Consider the following 16477-nt stretch of genomic DNA (forward strand, 5'->3'; position numbering starts at 1 on the left):
AGACCAATTGCCTAATTAAAAACTGATGAAAAAAATTGTTTTAGCCTACAGTGGTGGATTAGACACCACCTTTTGTGCCCTTCACCTTTCCAAAGAGTTAGGGTATGAAGTTCATGCCGTATTAGTTAATACAGGCGGATTTTCAACTGATGAATTGAAAACGATTGAAGAAAGGGCTGGAAGTCTGGGTATTGCTTCTTTTAAGGTGTTGGATGTGGTAGAAACTTATTACCAAGAAGTCATTAAGTATTTAATTTTTGGGAATGTCTTAAAAAATCAAACCTACCCCTATCTGTATCAGCTGAAAGAATCCTTCAGGCAAAATCCCTTGCAGAATATGCCAAATCAATCGGTGCTAAGTCTGTGGCACATGGATCCACTGGCGCTGGAAATGATCAGGTTCGATTTGATATGATCTTCCAGACCATTGTTCCGGATATAGAAATCATTACGCCTATCCGTGACCTGAAATTAAGTAGACAGGAAGAGATTGATTATCTGAAAAAGCATGGAGTTTCCATGAACTTTGAAAAAGCAGCGTATTCCATCAATAAAGGGATTTGGGGCACTTCTGTGGGAGGTAAAGAAACCTTGACCTCTTCAGATTATTTGCCTGAATCTGCTTGGCCAACACAAGTAACCGAAACGGAGGCCAAAGAAATTACTTTAACCTTTGAAAAAGGTGAGTTAGTTGGTGTCAATAACAAGACTTACGAGCATGCTACAGATGCCATTCTTGAGGTTCAGGCATTAGCGGCTCCTTACGGAATCGGTAGAGATATCCACGTAGGTGATACCATTATCGGAATAAAAGGAAGAGTAGGATTTGAAGCAGCTGCCCCTTTGGTCATTATCAAAGGACACCAATTGTTAGAGAAGCACACGCTTACCAAGTGGCAAATGTTCTGGAAAAACCAACAGGCTGAATTTTATGGGAATCACCTTCATGAAGGTCATTACCTGGATCCTGTGATGAGAAATTTGGAGGCATTCCTACAAAGCACACAGGAATATGTTTCAGGCACAGTTAGAGTACTTCTACAACCCTACCGATTTACCCTATTGGGAATTATTTCCGACCATGATTTGATGTCCAATAAATTTGGAAGCTATGGGGAAATGAATAAAGGATATACTGCTGATGATGTAAAAGGATTTACCAGAATATTAGGGAATCAAACTGCCATCTTCCACAAGGTAAACGGAGAATATGAATAAGATAAAAACAGCCATCATAGGCGCTGCGGGATATACCGGAGGAGAATTATTGCGGATCCTAGTAAATCATCCAGCATGCGAATTGATGTATGTGCACAGTAATAGCCAAAAAGGGAAAAAGTCACGGAAGTTCATCCTGATTTAATCGGGGATTGTGACTTGGTATTTACGGATGAAGTGGATACCAATGGAATTCAAGCTGTATTTCTAGGTCTTCCCCATGGTCAGACCAAATCATTCTTAGAGGAGAATCCTTTTCCTGAAGAGACGGTAATCATTGATTTATCTACTGATTTTAGAGATGAGTCCCATGGCTTTATTTACGGTCTTCCAGAAGTAAATACAGTTAAAATCAAAGAGGCTAGAAGAATCGCAAATCCAGGTTGTTTTGCCACAGGTATCCAATTGGCTTTGGCTCCAGCGGTTGCTGCAGGCTGGGCTACTGATACGGTTCATATAACTGGTGTCACAGGTAGTACTGGTGCCGGGAAAAAATTGGCAGAGACTTCTCACTTCAGCTATAGATCTTCCAATATGTCGGTGTACAAATTATTTACTCACCAGCATTTAAAAGAAATCAGACAGACATTCAATCAACTGAATCCTGGTTTTGACGCAGAATTGCTTTTTGTTCCTTACCGTGGGAATTTCCCGAGAGGGATTTGGGTAACTACCTATTTACCTTTTGAGGGAACGGAAGAAGAAGCTAGAAAAGTGTACCGGGATTTTTATAAAGATGCTGCGTTTACGCATGTTTCTGATCAGGATATGGATATGAAACAAGCAGTAAATACCAATAAGTGCATCATCTATGTTCAAAAAGAGGCGGGTCAATTAGTGATTTATTCTGCTATTGACAACTTGTTGAAGGGGCTTCTGGTCAAGCAGTACAAAATTTCAACTTGGCTTTTGAATTAGATGAAAAAACAGGTTTAAACCTGAAAAGTATCGCTTTTTAGAAAATGGAATTTGTTCCTACTCATTTATTTCTTTACAACTGTTCAACATGAATTTATTTGATGTATACCCTTTGATCCCGGTCACTCCGGTCAAGGCTCAAGGCGCAAAGCTTTGGGATGATCAAGGTCAAGAATATTTAGACTTGTATGGAGGTCACGCGGTAATTTCCATCGGTCATACCCATCCCCATTTTGTAAAAAGAATAGAAGATCAATTGAACAAAATTGCCTTTTATTCCAATTCTGTTCAAATCCCAATTCAAAAAGAATACGCTGAAAAACTAGGGAACATTTCCGGGTATCCTGAATACAGCTTATTTCTATGTAACTCCGGTGCTGAAGCAAATGAAAATGCCATTAAATTGGCCTCTTTTGAAACTGGAAAGTCAGGATTTATCGCATTTTCAGGGGGTTCCATGGTAGAACATCCGGAGCAGTTGCACTAACAGACAATCCTAAAATCATTGCGCCTTGCAATGCGAGAGATGATTTTCAGATTCTTCCTTGGGGAGATTTGCAAGCGGTGGAATTAAGGGTCAAAGAAGGCAATATCGCAGGGATAATCATTGAGGGGATCCAAGGCGTGGGAGGTATCCAAGTTCCTTCCCCAGAGTTTTTGACTGGATTAGCCCATATTGCGAAGGATTTTGGTGTCAAACTGATTTTGGATGAGGTGCAATCTGGTTTTGGTAGAACAGGGAAGTTCTTTGCCCATCAATGGGTTAAAGACATCAAGCCAGATATCATCAGTATGGCCAAAGGCATGGGAAATGGTTTTCCGATAGGAGGAATTCTGATTTCCCCTGAATTTAAGGCCAGTTATGGATTATTGGGAACAACCTTCGGTGGCAATCACTTGGCCTGTGCTGCCGGATTGGGAGTGGTCGAAGTGTTGGAGCAGGAAGACTTGATCCAGAAATCTGCTGATTTAGGTGTGCAGCTCAAAGAAGCCCTTCAGGAAATACCTGGAATAGTTGAAGTTCGTGGTCATGGTCTGATGATCGGTATTGACTTAGATAGAGAAGCAGCCTCTGTAAGATCTGAATTGGTCAAAAAGTATCACATGTTCACAGGAAGTGCAGCCACAAAAAATACCATTAGATTACTTCCTCCTTTAAATATCAATGGAATCAGCTAAATTCGTTTATAACAGCATTAAAGGAAGTTCTCGCACAATCCCCTATTCTTAAGTAAATGGACTCTAGTTCACCCCTCATTCAACAATTTAGAAAATTTGAATCAAAGGAAATTGGTCAGCAATTAATTGACCAAGCACTCCTATATAAAGCCGACCCAAGGATACATATCCATAAAGGAATGGGAAAAAGGATTGGATGTATTTTCCTTAATCCTTCCCTTCGTACCAGAGTGTCTACCCAACTGGCTGCTTCTAATTTAGGAGTGGAACCCATTGTATTGAATATGGATAAGGAAGGATGGGCATTGGAAATGAAAGAGGGAGCGGTCATGAATAAAGGAACAGTAGAGCACATCAAGGATGCTGCAGGAGTACTGGGTACTTACTTTGATATTTTGGCTATCAGAGCTTTCCCTTCCCTGACGAATAAAGAGGAAGATATGAGTGATTTCGTTTTTAGCCAATTTGTTAAGTATTCTGGGGTTCCAGTGATCAGCTTGGAATCTGCCATTCGCCATCCATTACAAAGCCTGGCAGATCAGATTACCATTCAAGAGCATTCCAAAGAAATCAAGAAACCAAAAGTCGTCCTTACCTGGGCTCCGCATATCAAAGCGATTCCCCATGCTGTGGCGAATAGTTTTGCGGAATGGACCTTGGGTATGGAGCATGATTTGACTATCACCCATCCACAAGGTTATGAGTTGGATGAGAAGTTTACAGGTGGTGCCACGATAGAATATAATCAAAGTAAAGCATTGGAAGATGCTGATTTTGTGTATGTTAAAAACTGGTCGGGCTTTAATGATTATGGCAAGATAATAACAACAGACCATTCTTGGATGTTAACAGAAAAGCATCTTAAGAATGCGCCAAACGCCAAAGTAATGCATTGTCTTCCAGTAAGGAGAAATGTTGAATTGTCAGATGAAATTTTGGACGGACCTAGATCTCTTGTCCAAAAACAAGCTGAAAATAGAATTTATGCTGCTCAATCTGTGATCAGCCATTTGATATAAGCCTAATTGCCCTTTTATAAAAGCCTCGACCTATGAAAATCAGTATTATTAAAATCGGTGGTAATGTCATCGACTTTCCTGAAAAATTAGATGAATTTCTGGCCCTTTTTTAAAAATTCCCTGGGCATAAAATATTGGTGCACGGGGGTGGCGTAATGGCATCCCGATTTGGAGAATCCCTTGGAGTAATGCCCGAGATGGTAGATGGTAGAAGAATCACCGATAAAGACACCTTAGACGTAGTTACGATGGTCTATGCGGGATTGATTAATAAACAAATTGTAGCCAAGCTTCAGGCCTTAAAAGTCAATGCGATTGGAATGACTGGCGCGGATGGTAATTTGATTCGATCCATCAAAAGGCCTGTTAAAGAAATTGATTATGGATTTGTGGGAGATATCAAAGAGGTGAACACAAAGCTCATTGATCATTTATTACAAGGAGGTCTTCTACCTGTGGTTAACGCAATTACCCATGATAAAAAAGGTCAGCTTTTGAATACGAATGCGGATAGCATTGCCTCTGCCCTAGCTACCTCATTAGCGGCCGAGCATCAAGTGAATTTGTATTTCTGCTTCAATAAAAGCGGTGTTTTAATAGATGAGAAAAATGAAAATTCAATCATACCTCTCATCAATGAGGACATCTATCAGGAACTGAAAAAAGAAAATGTGATCCATTCCGGAATGATTCCAAAATTGGATAATGCATTTGAAGCTTTAATGAAAGGGGTCAATCATGTTTGGATTGGAAAAGCCGAAAACCTGTTATTGGCTACAAAGGGAAACTTTCTGGAACTACCATCGAACGCCATCGATACGATTTGTATTGATCGAAATACCACATCGTGAAAGAATTAAAATTATTGTTTGAAGATGCGGTTCAGTTATTAAAAGAACTGATCTCCACACCATCTTTTTCAAAGGAGGAAAATGATACGGCAGCAATTCTAGGTCGTTTTTTTTCAAAAAGTCTATTCCTTTTGAAAAATCAGGAAACAATCTTTGGGCATTTGCCAATGCATATAATCCTGATCTTCCAACGATTTGGTTGAATAGCCATCATGATACGGTAAAACCCAATGCTGGATATACATTGATCCCTTTACTCCGGTTGAAAAGGATGGTAAACTGTTTGGCTTAGGAAGTAATGATGCTGGAGGCCCTTTAGTCAGCCTGATTGCTGCTTTTTGTTATTTTTATGGCCAGGATTTGCCCTTTAATCTGATCATTATAGCTTCAGCTGAAGAGGAGATTTCTGGTCCTAATGGAATTGCATCAATCATCAATAAGTTGCCGGGTTGTGAGCTGGCTATTGTGGGTGAACCTACCCTATTGGATATGGCAGTCGCTGAAAAAGGATTGATGGTAATTGATGCAAGTTCCCATGGGAAGGCAGGCCATGCAGCACGGGAAGAAGGTGTGAACGCCCTGTATTTGGCTTTGGATGATTTGATAAAAATCCGGGATTTTCAATTCAAAAAGTTTCTCCTTTCCTGGGCAAAACAAAAGTATCGGCTACGGTAATCCAGGCAGGAAAACATCATAATGTGGTACCAGACCTTTGTGAATTCACTTTGGATGTTCGGGTAACTGACGCCTATACCCTGGAGGAAGCTTTGGAGGAATTGGCTTCCAATTTGAATTGTGAATTAAAACCTAGATCGTTGAGGCTTCAATCCTCTCATGTACCGGATGGTCACCAGATATGGGACATCGTAAAAGGTATGGGGATCAAAACCTATGGTAGCCCTACCCTTTCGGATCAAGCCTTGATTCCCTATCCATCTGTAAAAATTGGCCCTGGCGATTCTGCTAGATCACATACAGCAGATGAATTTATTTATTTGAACGAAATTCAAAAAGGGATTTCCAAATACATCGCAATACTGGAATCCTACTCAAAATCAATTAAGAGCGCCCTCTAATAATACATTATGAAACTTTGGCAGAAAGAAGCAGGAAATAAAAAAGAAGTGGAAAACTTTACCATTGGAAGAGATCCTGAATTTGACATTATTTTGGCTCCTTTTGATGTGTTGGGGTCCATGGCACATGCCCATATGTTAACTAAAGTGGGCCTATTGACTAAAGAGGATAATGAAATCCTTCAAAAAGGATTGAAAGAAATCTATTTTGAAATTGAGAAAGGTCAATTTACCATCGCTCCCGGAGTAGAGGATGTTCATTCTCAAGTAGAATTCCTTCTTACGGAGCGCTATGGTGAAGTAGGAAAAAAACTACACAGTGGAAGAAGTAGGAATGACCAAGTATTGGTGGATTTGAAGTTATATTACCGAGCTGCAATTCGAAGTTTAGTGGAAGAAGCCACCTCTCTTTTTGATTTATTGCTTCAGCTTTCTGAAAAACATAAAGAAGATTTAATGCCAGGGTATACCCATACGCAATTAGCCATGCCATCTTCTTTTGGTTTATGGTTTGGATCATTTGCTGAAAGCATTACCGAAGACATGGGATTGCTTCAGGCTTCCTTTGATTTAGCGAATAAGAATCCTTTGGGTTCCGCTGCTGGTTACGGATCAAGCTTCCCTCTCGATCGAACTTATACCACTTCATTATTAGGATTTGCCGATCTCCATCATAATGTAATCAATGCACAAAACAGCAGGGGAAAAACGGAAAGAACCATTGCTTTTGGTCTTGCAGGATTGGCAGGTACCTTGAATAAATTGGCAAGTGATATCTGTTTGTTTATGAATCAGCATTTTGGGTTTATTTCATTTCCGGATGAATTGACTACGGGAAGTAGTATCATGCCTCATAAGAAAAACCCGGATGTATTTGAGTTGATGCGGGCCAAAACCAATCAGATTCAAGCTGTTCCCAATGCAATCAACCTATTATTGACGAATACGACTACAGGTTATCATCGGGATTTGCAATTGTTGAAAGAAGAAATTTTTCCTGCAATTGAAACGATGAAAGATTGTTTGGAAATGTGCACGTTTATGTTGAAGTCAATTAAAATCAAAAAGAAATTCTTCAAGATCCATTTTATAAGCATGTTTTTTCAGTGGAAGTAGTGAATGAGTTGGTTTTGAAAGGAGTTCCATTCAGAGATGCTTATAAACAAGTAGGCCTGGATATTGAATCAGATAATTTTTCACCGGATCAGAGTAAAATTTCCCATACCCATGAAGGCAGTATTGGAAACCTTTGTTTGAACGAGATTCAAGCAAAAATGAATAGGGCTGTTGAAGGCTTTAACTTTAATAAAATAGATCAATCATTTCAGGATTTACTGAGTTAATCTTCTTTATTAATTCGAAAAAGCGAAATAATATTGTATAATATTAATACTTTAGAGTAGGTTTTACGTATACCTAGAGTTGAATTTTAGACAATCATTATTTTACTTATGCTTTTTGGAGAAAATCTTAAATATGATCTAAAGTCTAGTCTAGTTGTATTTTTAGTTGCCTTGCCGCTTTGCTTGGGAATTGCCATTGCAAGTGGAGCTCCTCCTATGTCTGGTTTGATTGCTGGGATTGTAGGGGGAATTGTTGTAGGGTCTATTTCGGGTTCTCATGTAAGTGTAAGTGGACCCGCAGCTGGATTAACTGTTGTCGTTTTAGATTCTATTTCCACATTAGGTACTTTTCCCCTCTTTTTGGCATGTTTGGTGATAGCTGGTCTCATTCAATTGGGTTTAGGCTTAGTTAAAGCTGGTGTATTAGGGTATTATTTCCCGCATTCTGTCATTAAAGGAATGCTGACAGCTATTGGATTAATATTGATTTTAAAGCAGATTCCTCACGCATTGGGCTATGATAAAGATACCATGGGCGATGAGGCTTTTTACAAAGTGATGACCACAATACGTTTTCAGAAATATGGTATGCATTTGAATTCAATAGCCCAGGAGCCATCGTCATTGTACTTGTAGCTTTGGGAATATTGATTGCGTTTGAGCAACCTCAAATCAAGAACCATCGAATACTTGGATTGGTACCAGGCGCGCTTTGGGCGGTGGTTTCCGAATTTTGATTAATACGAGTTATTCTTTTTGGAAGCCAGAGTGGACTTTGGATGGGGAACATTTAGTGACCATTCCTACCGTATCTAATTTCGGGGATTTAGGAAACCTTCTTACTTTTCCTGATTTTTCTTTGATCGCAGAAAGCTCCTTTTGGGTCATTGCTGTCACCTTAGCAGTGATTGGTTCAATTGAGACATTGTTAAGTGTGGATGCTGCAGATAAGATGGATTCTCAAAAAGGATAACACCTTCATCTAGAGAACTGGTTGCTCAAGGAATAGGAAATTCTGTATCTGGATTGATAGGTGGGCTTCCAGTAACTGCTGTAATTGTCAGAAGTACCGCAAATATCTCTAGTGGTGCTAAAACAAAAATGTCTGCGATTTTTCATGGAATCCTCCTCATGGTTTTGATTTTGGCAATTCCAGGAGTATTGAATAAGATTCCCTTAAGCTGCTTAGCTGCAATCCTTTTTTTAGTGGGGTATAAACTAGCCAAACCTGCCATCTTCGTTTCAGTGTATGAAAAAGGATGGTCTCAATTTATCCCATTTGCAGTGACGGTGTTAGCCATTTTATTTACAGATCTATTGATAGGAATAGGAATAGGAATGGCTTTTGGATTATTCTTTGTCATAAAGACCAACTTCCAAAAATCCATCAGATTTACAGAAATGAATGGCAACTACTTAGTTCAATTACAAAAAGATGTAAGCTTTTTGAATAAAGCACCTTTGATGAAAGAGCTTTCGAAAATCCCTAACGGTTGTCAGGTTATTATCAATGCTGAGAAAGCCCGTTTCATAGACCATGATATTCAAGAGGTATTGAATGATTTTATTCTGACCTCAATGGATAAAAATATTGAAGTTACTACGGAAGGCTTCCGTTATAAATTAACCCAAACTGTATGAACCCTTACGAAAAACTATTGCTTCAGAATAAGGCGTGGTCAGAAGAAATGACTGAATCTGACAGCTCATTTTTGAGCGATTGTCAAAGCAGCAAAAGCCAAAATTCTTGTGGATTGGGTGTTCAGACAGTCGTGTTCCTGCTAATGAGATCACAGGGACAGATCCGGGAGAGATTTTTGTACACAGGAACATTGCCAATATGGTGGTTCATACTGACTTGAATTTGTTAAGTGTGTTACAATATGCAGTAGAGGTATTGGAAGTTGAATACATCATCGTTTGTGGGCATTATGGGTGTGGGGGTGTAAGTGCTGCGCTAGGGCATAATCATCTTGGATTAATCAATAAGTGGCTTCGCAATATCAAAGAAGTTTATAAAACCTATAGCGAAGAATTGGACGCTATTGAAGATGAGGCAAGTAAAGTGAATAAACTTGTAGAATACAATGTCATTGAACAATGCCAGGATCTCATTAAAACATCTATTATCCAAAAAGCATGGAAAACAAGAAAGGCTCCTCACATTTATGGATGGGTATATGGAATAGACAATGGGAAGGTATCTGAATTGATAAAAATTGAGCCTGATTTTGAAAATATTCATCCAATTTTTAGATACGACCCGAACCAGTTAGATAAGATCTTTTAGAAATATTTAGTCACAAAAACAGATTTTGTTTTGAAAATCAAAATTAGGGCTATTTATTTGCATCGTCCTTCACTTTTTAAGTGCTAGGATTTATAAAGAAGAGGCGAGAGACAGGCTCATTGACCCTCTGGCAACCTGGAAAGTCCAAGGTGCCAATTCCTGCCATTTGAGAAGGTCTTAAATGGAACTATAAATTCTTTGCGGCATGAACGTTGGATTTTATCTCTTCCCTTTATCGGTACTAACAGGTATTAATTTCCGCTTTTGGAATAAGAACATCTTTTGCGCTCAAGGGACGGTTTTGTCGCATGCTTCATTTTGTATCAATCTTTTCATATTTAAGGGTACCCACTACCCTATGTTTTCATTAAATCCCTAATAACTATGTCAAACTTAAAATTTGAAACCCTTCAACTACATGCTGGTCACCAGCCTGATACGGCTACCAATGCCAGGGCTGTCCCAATTTATCAAACCACTTCCTATGTGTTTAATAGTGCAGAGCATGGCGCTAACCTATTTGGGCTAAAAGAATTCGGAAACATCTACACCAGGATCATGAATCCTACAACAGAGGTGTTTGAAAACAGGATGGCAGCCCTTGAAGGAGGAGTGGCAGCCGTAGCGACTGCTTCAGGTCAAGCAGCACAGTTTTTGGCTTTAAACAATATCATGAGTGCAGGAGACAATTTTGTTTCTACTTCTTTTTTATATGGTGGTACCTACAATCAGTTCAAGGTCGCTTTTAAAAGAATAGGCATAGAAGCAAGATTTGCCAAAGGTAATGATGCGGCTTCTTTTGAATCTCTAATTGATGGGAAAACGAAAGCCATTTACCTGGAAACCATTGGAAACCCAGAATTTAATATTCCTGATTTCGATTCCATTTCTGCTTTGGCAAAGAAACATGATATTCCTTTGGTAGTAGATAATACATTTGGTGCCGGTGGTTATTTATTTCAACCTATTAAGCATGGAGCAAATATTGTCACCTCCTCTGCCACCAAATGGATTGGTGGCCACGGTACTTCGATCGGAGGGATTATCATTGATGCAGGAAATTACAATTGGGGGAATGGAAAATACCCACAGTTTTCTGAACCTTCAGAGGGATATCATGGATTAAACTTCTGGGAAGTATTTGGTGAAAATAATCCCCTAGGCCTTCCTAACATTGCCTTTGCAATACGCGCAAGAGTAGAGGGACTTCGAGATTTTGGGCCGGCTATTTCTCCTTTCAACTCCTTCTTACTGCTTCAGGGAATTGAAACACTTTCTTTAAGAGTTCAAAGAACTGTAGACAATGCCTTGGCTTTGGCTACCTGGCTTGAAGCTCATCCAAAAGTTCAAAAGGTAAACTACCCTGGTCTTCCTTCTTCTCCTTATCATGCCTTGGCTAAAAAATATTTAAGAAATGGATTTGGTGGAGTATTAAGCTTTGAAATAAAAGGGGATAAAGAAGAAGCTTCCACCTTTATCAATAGCCTTGAACTGGTATCACACCTTGCCAATGTAGGGGATGCCAAAACCTTAATTATTCAACCTTCTGCTACTACTCACCAACAATTATCCGATGAGGAACAATTAGCGGCAGGTGTCACCCCTACCCAATTGCGAGTTTCTGTTGGTATCGAGCACATTGATGATATCAAGGCAGATTTGCAACAAGCATTTGAAAAATTATAAGTATTAATGAATTTAAAAAGTCAATTCGCAACGATTACCATGTCCCAGGAATTGTTTCATTCGAGTACCCCTTTAGAACTAGAGTCAGGTGAAATCCTCACGGAGTTTGATTTGAGCTATACTACCTATGGGGAATTAAATGAGGACGGTTCAAATGTAATCTGGGTCATTCATGCCTTGACGGGAGATTCCAATGCAGCAGATTGGTGGAATGGGTTAATTGGTGAAGATAAATTCTTTGACCCATCCCGACATTTCATCGTCTGCGCAAATTTATTAGGCTCTTGCTATGGCTCTACTAGTCCACTAAGTGTAAATCCAGCAACTGGAAACACTTTTTATTACGATTTCCCTGAATTGACTACACGTGATTTGGCTGCTAGTCTAGAGCGGTTAAGAGAACATTTATCCATTGAAAAAATCCACACCCTTATCGGAGGATCTTTAGGTGGACAAGTTGGATTGGAATGGGCCTATTTGTTGGGAAAAAGGCTTTCAAATGCCGTAATACTAGCATCCACTTCAAAAAGTAGCCCTTGGGTAATCGGTTTGAATGAGGCGCAAAGGATGGCAATAGAAGCAGACCAATCATGGGGGAAAAAAAGGAAGATGCGGGAATTAAGGGATTGGAAGCTGCCAGAGCCGTGGCCATGTTGAGTTATAGACATCCGGATGATTTCCAGAATAAGCAACTGGATTCGGAGGAAAAACTGGACGGGTTCAGAGCCTCTTCCTATGTGAGGTATCAAGGCAATAAGATCACCAAAAGATTTAATGCCTTATCTTATTGGATTTTGAGTAAAACTATGGATAGTCATGATCTTGGGAGGAAAAGAGGTGGTCATCAAAAAGCTCTCAGTGAAATTCAAGCAAGAATTTTGGCAATTGGAGTTAATTCTGACTTACTGTTTTTGCCCGAAGAATCCAGGTTGATTTCACAACATGCGAAAAAAGGGACTTACAAGGAAATTAATTCTACCGCAGGACATGATGCCTTCTTGATTGAATTCGAACAACTCTCCTATTTCTTACATTCATTTTATCTGGAAAATAAATAAGGCGGTGATTTCACCGCCTTTATTTTTCTACTTTGGTCCATTCTACCGTTTTGCCTAGCCAGGAAAAACCCAGGTAGCCTTTCACTTCTAATTTTTCTTTTCCTTTGAGCTTTACTTCACAGGAATAGGTTTTTCCTGAATTTGGATCATAGATTTTTCCATTTTTCCATATTCCGTCCTCATACTTTAACCCCTCTAAGATTGTCAAGCCCATAATTGGACGACTTCTTAATTCTTTCTTTTCATTTGCATTATCTAAGACTGGAGTCCCATCTTTGTTAGGATTATCCAACCAAATGATTTTCCCAAGGTATTGGTCCCCCGTATTCATAATTTGAATCTGAGCTGTTTTTTCAGTGTTGTACCAAACTCCAAGAATTGGGGATTCAGATTGCGCATAGCTATTAAATGAAGAAACGACCAACACCAAAAATAAAACTGAAGCTAGTTGACATTTTTTCATAAAATCGACCTGATTGATAATCTAATATTAAATAGATTGGTTACTAATTACATGACTAATAAAGATATCCCCTGAAAATAGTGATTTCACAGATAAACTTCCAGAAAACTAAACTTATTTTATTAAAAGAAAAAGCAGTATGGGTACCTACTTTGAACTCAGTTTTCATAGCTGACTTACATTTTGGGAAAGCAAGTCATTTTAGAAAATTAGGAATTCCTATCCCAGAACCTATACACTTTGAAGATCTCGCAAATCTTCAATCCATCATAGAAAGCTATCATCCACAACATGTGTATTTTTTGGGTGATTTATTTCATAGTGATTGGAATGGACAATGGGAAGTGTTAAATCAATTTTTGGGAAGGTTCTCTCAGGTGAGCTTTCATTTGGTTTTAGGTAATCACGATATATTAGATTCGAGTTTCTATACCCAATCGGCTTTTACGGTTTATAAAAGTCCTATTGAGTTAGGAGACCTGATATTATCCCATGAACCCATGGATGTAATTTCTGAACAGAAAATAAATTTATGCGGTCATATTCATCCGGGCATAAGACTTGTGGGGAAAGCAAGGCAGTCTATTCGACTATCTTGTTTTTATTATAAGCCAAATCAGTTAATTCTTCCCGCTTTTGGAAGGTTTACTGGTTTAGCATTGATAAAACCTAAATCCACGGATCAGGTTTTTGGAATTACAAATGAAAAAGTGATTCCAATCCTTTCCTGATTTTCGATTGGTTATAAGGGATAGGCTGATTATTTTTGACGAGAAAACTAAATCTATGGCAAACCAACCTAGGAAGAAAAAATACTTGGACATTTCAAATTTGGAAGTGTCTTATTTAGTACTACACTTTCACTTTTTATTGTTGGTCTGTTTGGAGTGATCCTGATACAGGCGAAGTCACTGACTAGCATGATTCGAGAGAATATTGAGGTTCAAGTGTTTTTAGATAAGAATTTAGAAGAGGATGAAATTGCTTCGATTAAAGAGAATTTAGAAAACCGTCCCTTTTTACTCAAAAAAGTGATACCACAGGATTACGGTTTATATCTGATGAGGAAGCAGCAGCTACTTTTATAGAAAGTACCGGAGAAGACTTTACCAAATTTCTAGAAGACAATCCTTTAAGAGATAGTTTTGTCATCACCATTGCGGAGGAATTCCAAACATCCGAACAACTGGATGCAATCGTTTCTGAACTCCAATCCATCGATGGGATCTTTGAGGTTTCCTATATGACGGATTTGGTGGATTCCATCAACAAGAATCTTTTGAAAGTCAGCTTAGTACTTGGAGGATTCATCCTGATTTTGATAATCACAGTGATTATGCTGATCAACAATACCATTCGTTTGGCATTGTTTTCCCAACGATTTTTGATTAGATCCATGCAATTGGTAGGTGCCACCCGAGCATTTATCAGAAAACCATTTCTTGCAAGGGCATGGTTTTTTGGAATGTTGGCAGGAGCTATTGCATCGATGATTTTATTTGGTTTAGTGAAATATACTCAAGCGAATATTGAAGGATTTGGACTATTACACAATGAACAAATGCTGTTTATGCTCTTTGCAGTATTAGTTGGTGTAGGAGGAGTTTTATCTGCATTGAGTACCTTAAGAGCAGTAAATAAGTATTTAAACATGTCGTTGGACGAATTATATTAACATGAGCAAATCACATTTTCCTTTCTCTAAAAAAATTATCAGCTCATGGCCATAGGCTTTGCGTTGATAGTAGTGGGTTTTATCATTATTGGATTAGACAATGAACCCCATGGAAATGGCTTTCTTGGTTTGACTCTAGGTCCTATCGTGACACTCTCAGGTTTTATTTTTGAATTCTACGCCATTTTCGCTAAAACCGAGAAAAATTAACAATGGAGATTATTGATGCGATCATCCTTGGAATCATTCAAGGATTGACGGAGTTTTTACCGGTTTCATCTAGTGGACACTTGGAACTAGGCAAAGCTATTTTGGGTGAGAGTAAAATGCCCGCAGAAGGTTTGATGTTTACCATTGTAGTTCATTTTGCCACTGCACTCAGTACCATTATAGTATATAGAAGAGACATCGCAGAGATTCTTATTGGTTTGTTCAAATTCAAATGGAATGAAGAAACTCAATTTGTGGTCAAGATCATTCTATCCATGATCCCAGCAGCCGTGGTAGGCCTAGCTTTTGAAGAACAATTGGAAACCTTATTTGGTGGTAGTGTCGTCTTTGTAGGATTTATGCTTGTCTTGACTGCGCTCCTACTCTATTTAGCAGACAAGGCCAAAAACACGAATCAACCTGTTACCTATTTTAAAGCATTTCAGATAGGTATAGCACAAGCAATTGCAATTCTCCCAGGAATCTCAAGATCTGGAGCAACAATTTCAGCATCCGTTATTTTAGGTGTAGATAAATCTAAAGCTGCAAGATTCTCCTTTTTGATGGTGGTTCCTTTGATTTTAGGAAAAATCGCAAAGGATATTTTGGACGGAGGTTTATCCATGGAAACGGAAGGAATTGGATATTTGAGCGCAGGTTTTTTGCTGCGTTTATTTCTGGAATCCTCGCTTGTACTTGGATGGTTTCTTTGGTTAGAAAAAGCAAACTCAGCTATTTTGCGGTGTACTGTTTAATTGCAGGTATCATTGCAATTGTAAGTGGTTTATATTTGTAGCATGCAAGAGCAACCCTACGGAGAGGTTTTTTTGATTAATAAGCCATTGGAATGGACTTCCTTTGATGTAGTCAAGAAAGTCAGAAATGCACTCAAAATTAAAAAAGTGGGACATGCGGGCACCTTGGATCCCTTGGCCACAGGTCTTTTGATTGTTTGCGCTGGTAAAATGACCAAACAAATTGAAGGATTTATGGGGCAAGAAAAGGAGTACACGGGAACCTTTGTACTTGGCTCCACCACGGAATCCTTTGATCTGGAGAAACCTGTAATTCCTGTAGCAGACGCTGCACACATTACTTTAGAGGAGGTAAAGTCTGCAGTGAAGCAATTGACTGGAGATATCCTTCAGGTCCCTCCTATGCATTCTGCCATCAAAGTAGATGGAAAAAGAGTTTATGAATCTGCCAGAAAAGGGATAGATGTCAAAATGGAACCTCGATCGGTGCAGGTTCGAGAATTTGAGATCACACGGTTTGAAGCTGGAGAAATAGATTTTAGGATCTCCTGCTCAAAAGGCACCTATATTAGAAGTTTGGCACGGGATCTTGGAGAAATCTTAGAAGTGGGTGCATATATGAGTGCATTATGTAGGACTAGAATTGGGGGTTTTAAACTGTCTGAAGCAAAGGAACTTCCCCATTTGATTGAAGAAATCAAGTCTCGGCAAATCGCTGAATAATTCAACAATAAAA

The 16477-nt window shown here is 38.9% G+C and carries 13 protein-coding genes, 8 pseudogenes and 1 riboswitch; of the genes and pseudogenes, 20 read left to right on the forward strand and 1 reads right to left on the reverse strand.

Going from position 1 to position 16477, the window contains the following annotated elements; genetic code table 11:
* The first annotated feature begins 25 nt into the window (after positions 1-25).
* The 14 genes and pseudogenes from V8V91_RS01945 to V8V91_RS02010 all read left to right on the forward strand — a co-directional run bounded on the left by V8V91_RS01945 (position 26) and on the right by V8V91_RS02010 (position 12638).
* A pseudogene (locus V8V91_RS01945) lies at positions 26-1218 on the forward strand (argininosuccinate synthase).
* A pseudogene (gene argC, locus V8V91_RS01950) lies at positions 1211-2177 on the forward strand (N-acetyl-gamma-glutamyl-phosphate reductase). Before V8V91_RS01945 ends, argC begins: the two co-directional pseudogenes overlap by 8 nt.
* Positions 2178-2224: 47 nt before the next feature.
* Positions 2225-3371 (forward strand): annotated as a pseudogene (locus tag V8V91_RS01955) (aspartate aminotransferase family protein).
* Positions 3372-4334, forward strand: a complete 963-nt coding sequence (locus V8V91_RS01960) for an acetylornithine carbamoyltransferase (protein WP_373398526.1) — start codon at positions 3372-3374, stop codon at positions 4332-4334.
* A gap of 32 nt (positions 4335-4366) precedes the next feature.
* Positions 4367-5166, forward strand: a pseudogene (gene argB / locus V8V91_RS01965) (acetylglutamate kinase).
* A 15-nt stretch (positions 5167-5181) separates the two neighbouring features.
* Positions 5182-6261, forward strand: a pseudogene (locus V8V91_RS01970) (M20 family metallo-hydrolase).
* A gap of 9 nt (positions 6262-6270) precedes the next feature.
* Positions 6271-7604 (forward strand): annotated as a pseudogene (gene argH, locus V8V91_RS01975) (argininosuccinate lyase).
* 108 nt (positions 7605-7712) lie between these two features.
* Entirely contained in the window at positions 7713-8240 is a 528-nt protein-coding gene (locus V8V91_RS01980; protein ID WP_373398527.1) for a SulP family inorganic anion transporter, read from the forward strand.
* A 97-nt stretch (positions 8241-8337) separates the two neighbouring features.
* Positions 8338-8577, forward strand: a complete 240-nt coding sequence (locus tag V8V91_RS01985; RefSeq protein ID WP_373398528.1) for a hypothetical protein — start codon at positions 8338-8340, stop codon at positions 8575-8577.
* Between the two features lie 17 nt (positions 8578-8594).
* Positions 8595-9245, forward strand: coding sequence for a SulP family inorganic anion transporter (locus tag V8V91_RS01990; protein WP_373400849.1), 651 nt, complete (start codon positions 8595-8597; stop codon positions 9243-9245).
* Between the two features lie 79 nt (positions 9246-9324).
* Complete coding sequence (locus V8V91_RS01995; protein ID WP_373398529.1) at positions 9325-9894, forward strand: carbonic anhydrase; 570 nt, start codon at positions 9325-9327, stop codon at positions 9892-9894.
* 87 nt (positions 9895-9981) lie between these two features.
* A riboswitch (SAM riboswitch) is annotated at positions 9982-10090 on the forward strand.
* Positions 10091-10278: 188 nt separating this feature from the next.
* Entirely contained in the window at positions 10279-11580 is a 1302-nt protein-coding gene (locus V8V91_RS02000) for an O-acetylhomoserine aminocarboxypropyltransferase/cysteine synthase family protein (RefSeq protein ID WP_373398530.1), read from the forward strand.
* 6 nt (positions 11581-11586) lie between these two features.
* Positions 11587-12237: an alpha/beta fold hydrolase gene (locus tag V8V91_RS02005; RefSeq protein WP_373398531.1), complete on the forward strand. Its 651-nt coding sequence runs from the start codon at positions 11587-11589 to the stop codon at positions 12235-12237.
* On the forward strand, positions 12171-12638 hold the full coding sequence (locus tag V8V91_RS02010; protein ID WP_373398532.1) for a hypothetical protein: 468 nt from the start codon (positions 12171-12173) through the stop codon (positions 12636-12638). The genes V8V91_RS02005 and V8V91_RS02010 overlap by 67 nt, the downstream gene beginning before the upstream one ends.
* 19 nt (positions 12639-12657) lie before the next feature.
* Here the strand turns inward: V8V91_RS02010 and V8V91_RS02015 are convergent, their stop codons facing one another.
* Positions 12658-13101: a DUF2147 domain-containing protein gene (locus V8V91_RS02015; protein WP_373398533.1), complete on the reverse strand. Its 444-nt coding sequence runs from the start codon at positions 13099-13101 to the stop codon at positions 12658-12660.
* 80 nt (positions 13102-13181) lie between these two features.
* Between V8V91_RS02015 and pdeM the strand changes: the two genes are divergently transcribed.
* From pdeM to truB, 6 genes and pseudogenes are all read left to right on the forward strand, one after another.
* Positions 13182-13832, forward strand: a complete 651-nt coding sequence (pdeM, locus tag V8V91_RS02020) for a ligase-associated DNA damage response endonuclease PdeM (RefSeq protein WP_373398534.1) — start codon at positions 13182-13184, stop codon at positions 13830-13832.
* Positions 13833-14185: 353 nt separating this feature from the next.
* Positions 14186-14278: pseudogene (locus V8V91_RS02025) on the forward strand (ABC transporter permease); the annotation flags it as partial.
* A gap of 66 nt (positions 14279-14344) precedes the next feature.
* Positions 14345-14776: a cell division protein FtsX gene (locus V8V91_RS02030; RefSeq protein ID WP_373398535.1), complete on the forward strand. Its 432-nt coding sequence runs from the start codon at positions 14345-14347 to the stop codon at positions 14774-14776.
* Between the two features lie 45 nt (positions 14777-14821).
* Entirely contained in the window at positions 14822-14986 is a 165-nt protein-coding gene (locus V8V91_RS02035; protein ID WP_373398536.1) for a hypothetical protein, read from the forward strand.
* A gap of 2 nt (positions 14987-14988) precedes the next feature.
* Positions 14989-15782, forward strand: a pseudogene (locus V8V91_RS02040) (undecaprenyl-diphosphate phosphatase).
* Between the two features lies 1 nt (position 15783).
* Positions 15784-16464 carry a tRNA pseudouridine(55) synthase TruB gene (gene truB / locus V8V91_RS02045; RefSeq protein WP_373398537.1) on the forward strand — a complete coding sequence of 227 codons (681 nt, stop codon included), beginning with the start codon at positions 15784-15786 and terminating at the stop codon, positions 16462-16464.
* Positions 16465-16477: the final 13 nt, after the last annotated feature.

This window comes from Algoriphagus halophilus (assembly GCF_041729275.1).
GTDB classification, from domain to species: domain Bacteria; phylum Bacteroidota; class Bacteroidia; order Cytophagales; family Cyclobacteriaceae; genus Algoriphagus; species Algoriphagus halophilus_A.

Coding starts and splice junctions, on each gene's coding strand:
- V8V91_RS01960 (WP_373398526.1), top strand. CDS start 3,372: ATGGACTCTAGTTCACCCCTCATTCAACAATTTAGAAAATTTGAATCA.
- V8V91_RS01980 (WP_373398527.1), top strand. CDS start 7,713: ATGCTTTTTGGAGAAAATCTTAAATATGATCTAAAGTCTAGTCTAGTT.
- V8V91_RS02000 (WP_373398530.1), top strand. CDS start 10,279: ATGTCAAACTTAAAATTTGAAACCCTTCAACTACATGCTGGTCACCAG.
- V8V91_RS02005 (WP_373398531.1), top strand. CDS start 11,587: ATGAATTTAAAAAGTCAATTCGCAACGATTACCATGTCCCAGGAATTG.
- V8V91_RS02010 (WP_373398532.1), top strand. CDS start 12,171: ATGGGGGAAAAAAAGGAAGATGCGGGAATTAAGGGATTGGAAGCTGCC.
- V8V91_RS02015 (WP_373398533.1), bottom strand. CDS start 13,101: ATGAAAAAATGTCAACTAGCTTCAGTTTTATTTTTGGTGTTGGTCGTT.
- V8V91_RS02030 (WP_373398535.1), top strand. CDS start 14,345: ATGACGGATTTGGTGGATTCCATCAACAAGAATCTTTTGAAAGTCAGC.
- V8V91_RS02035 (WP_373398536.1), top strand. CDS start 14,822: ATGGCCATAGGCTTTGCGTTGATAGTAGTGGGTTTTATCATTATTGGA.
- truB (WP_373398537.1), top strand. CDS start 15,784: ATGCAAGAGCAACCCTACGGAGAGGTTTTTTTGATTAATAAGCCATTG.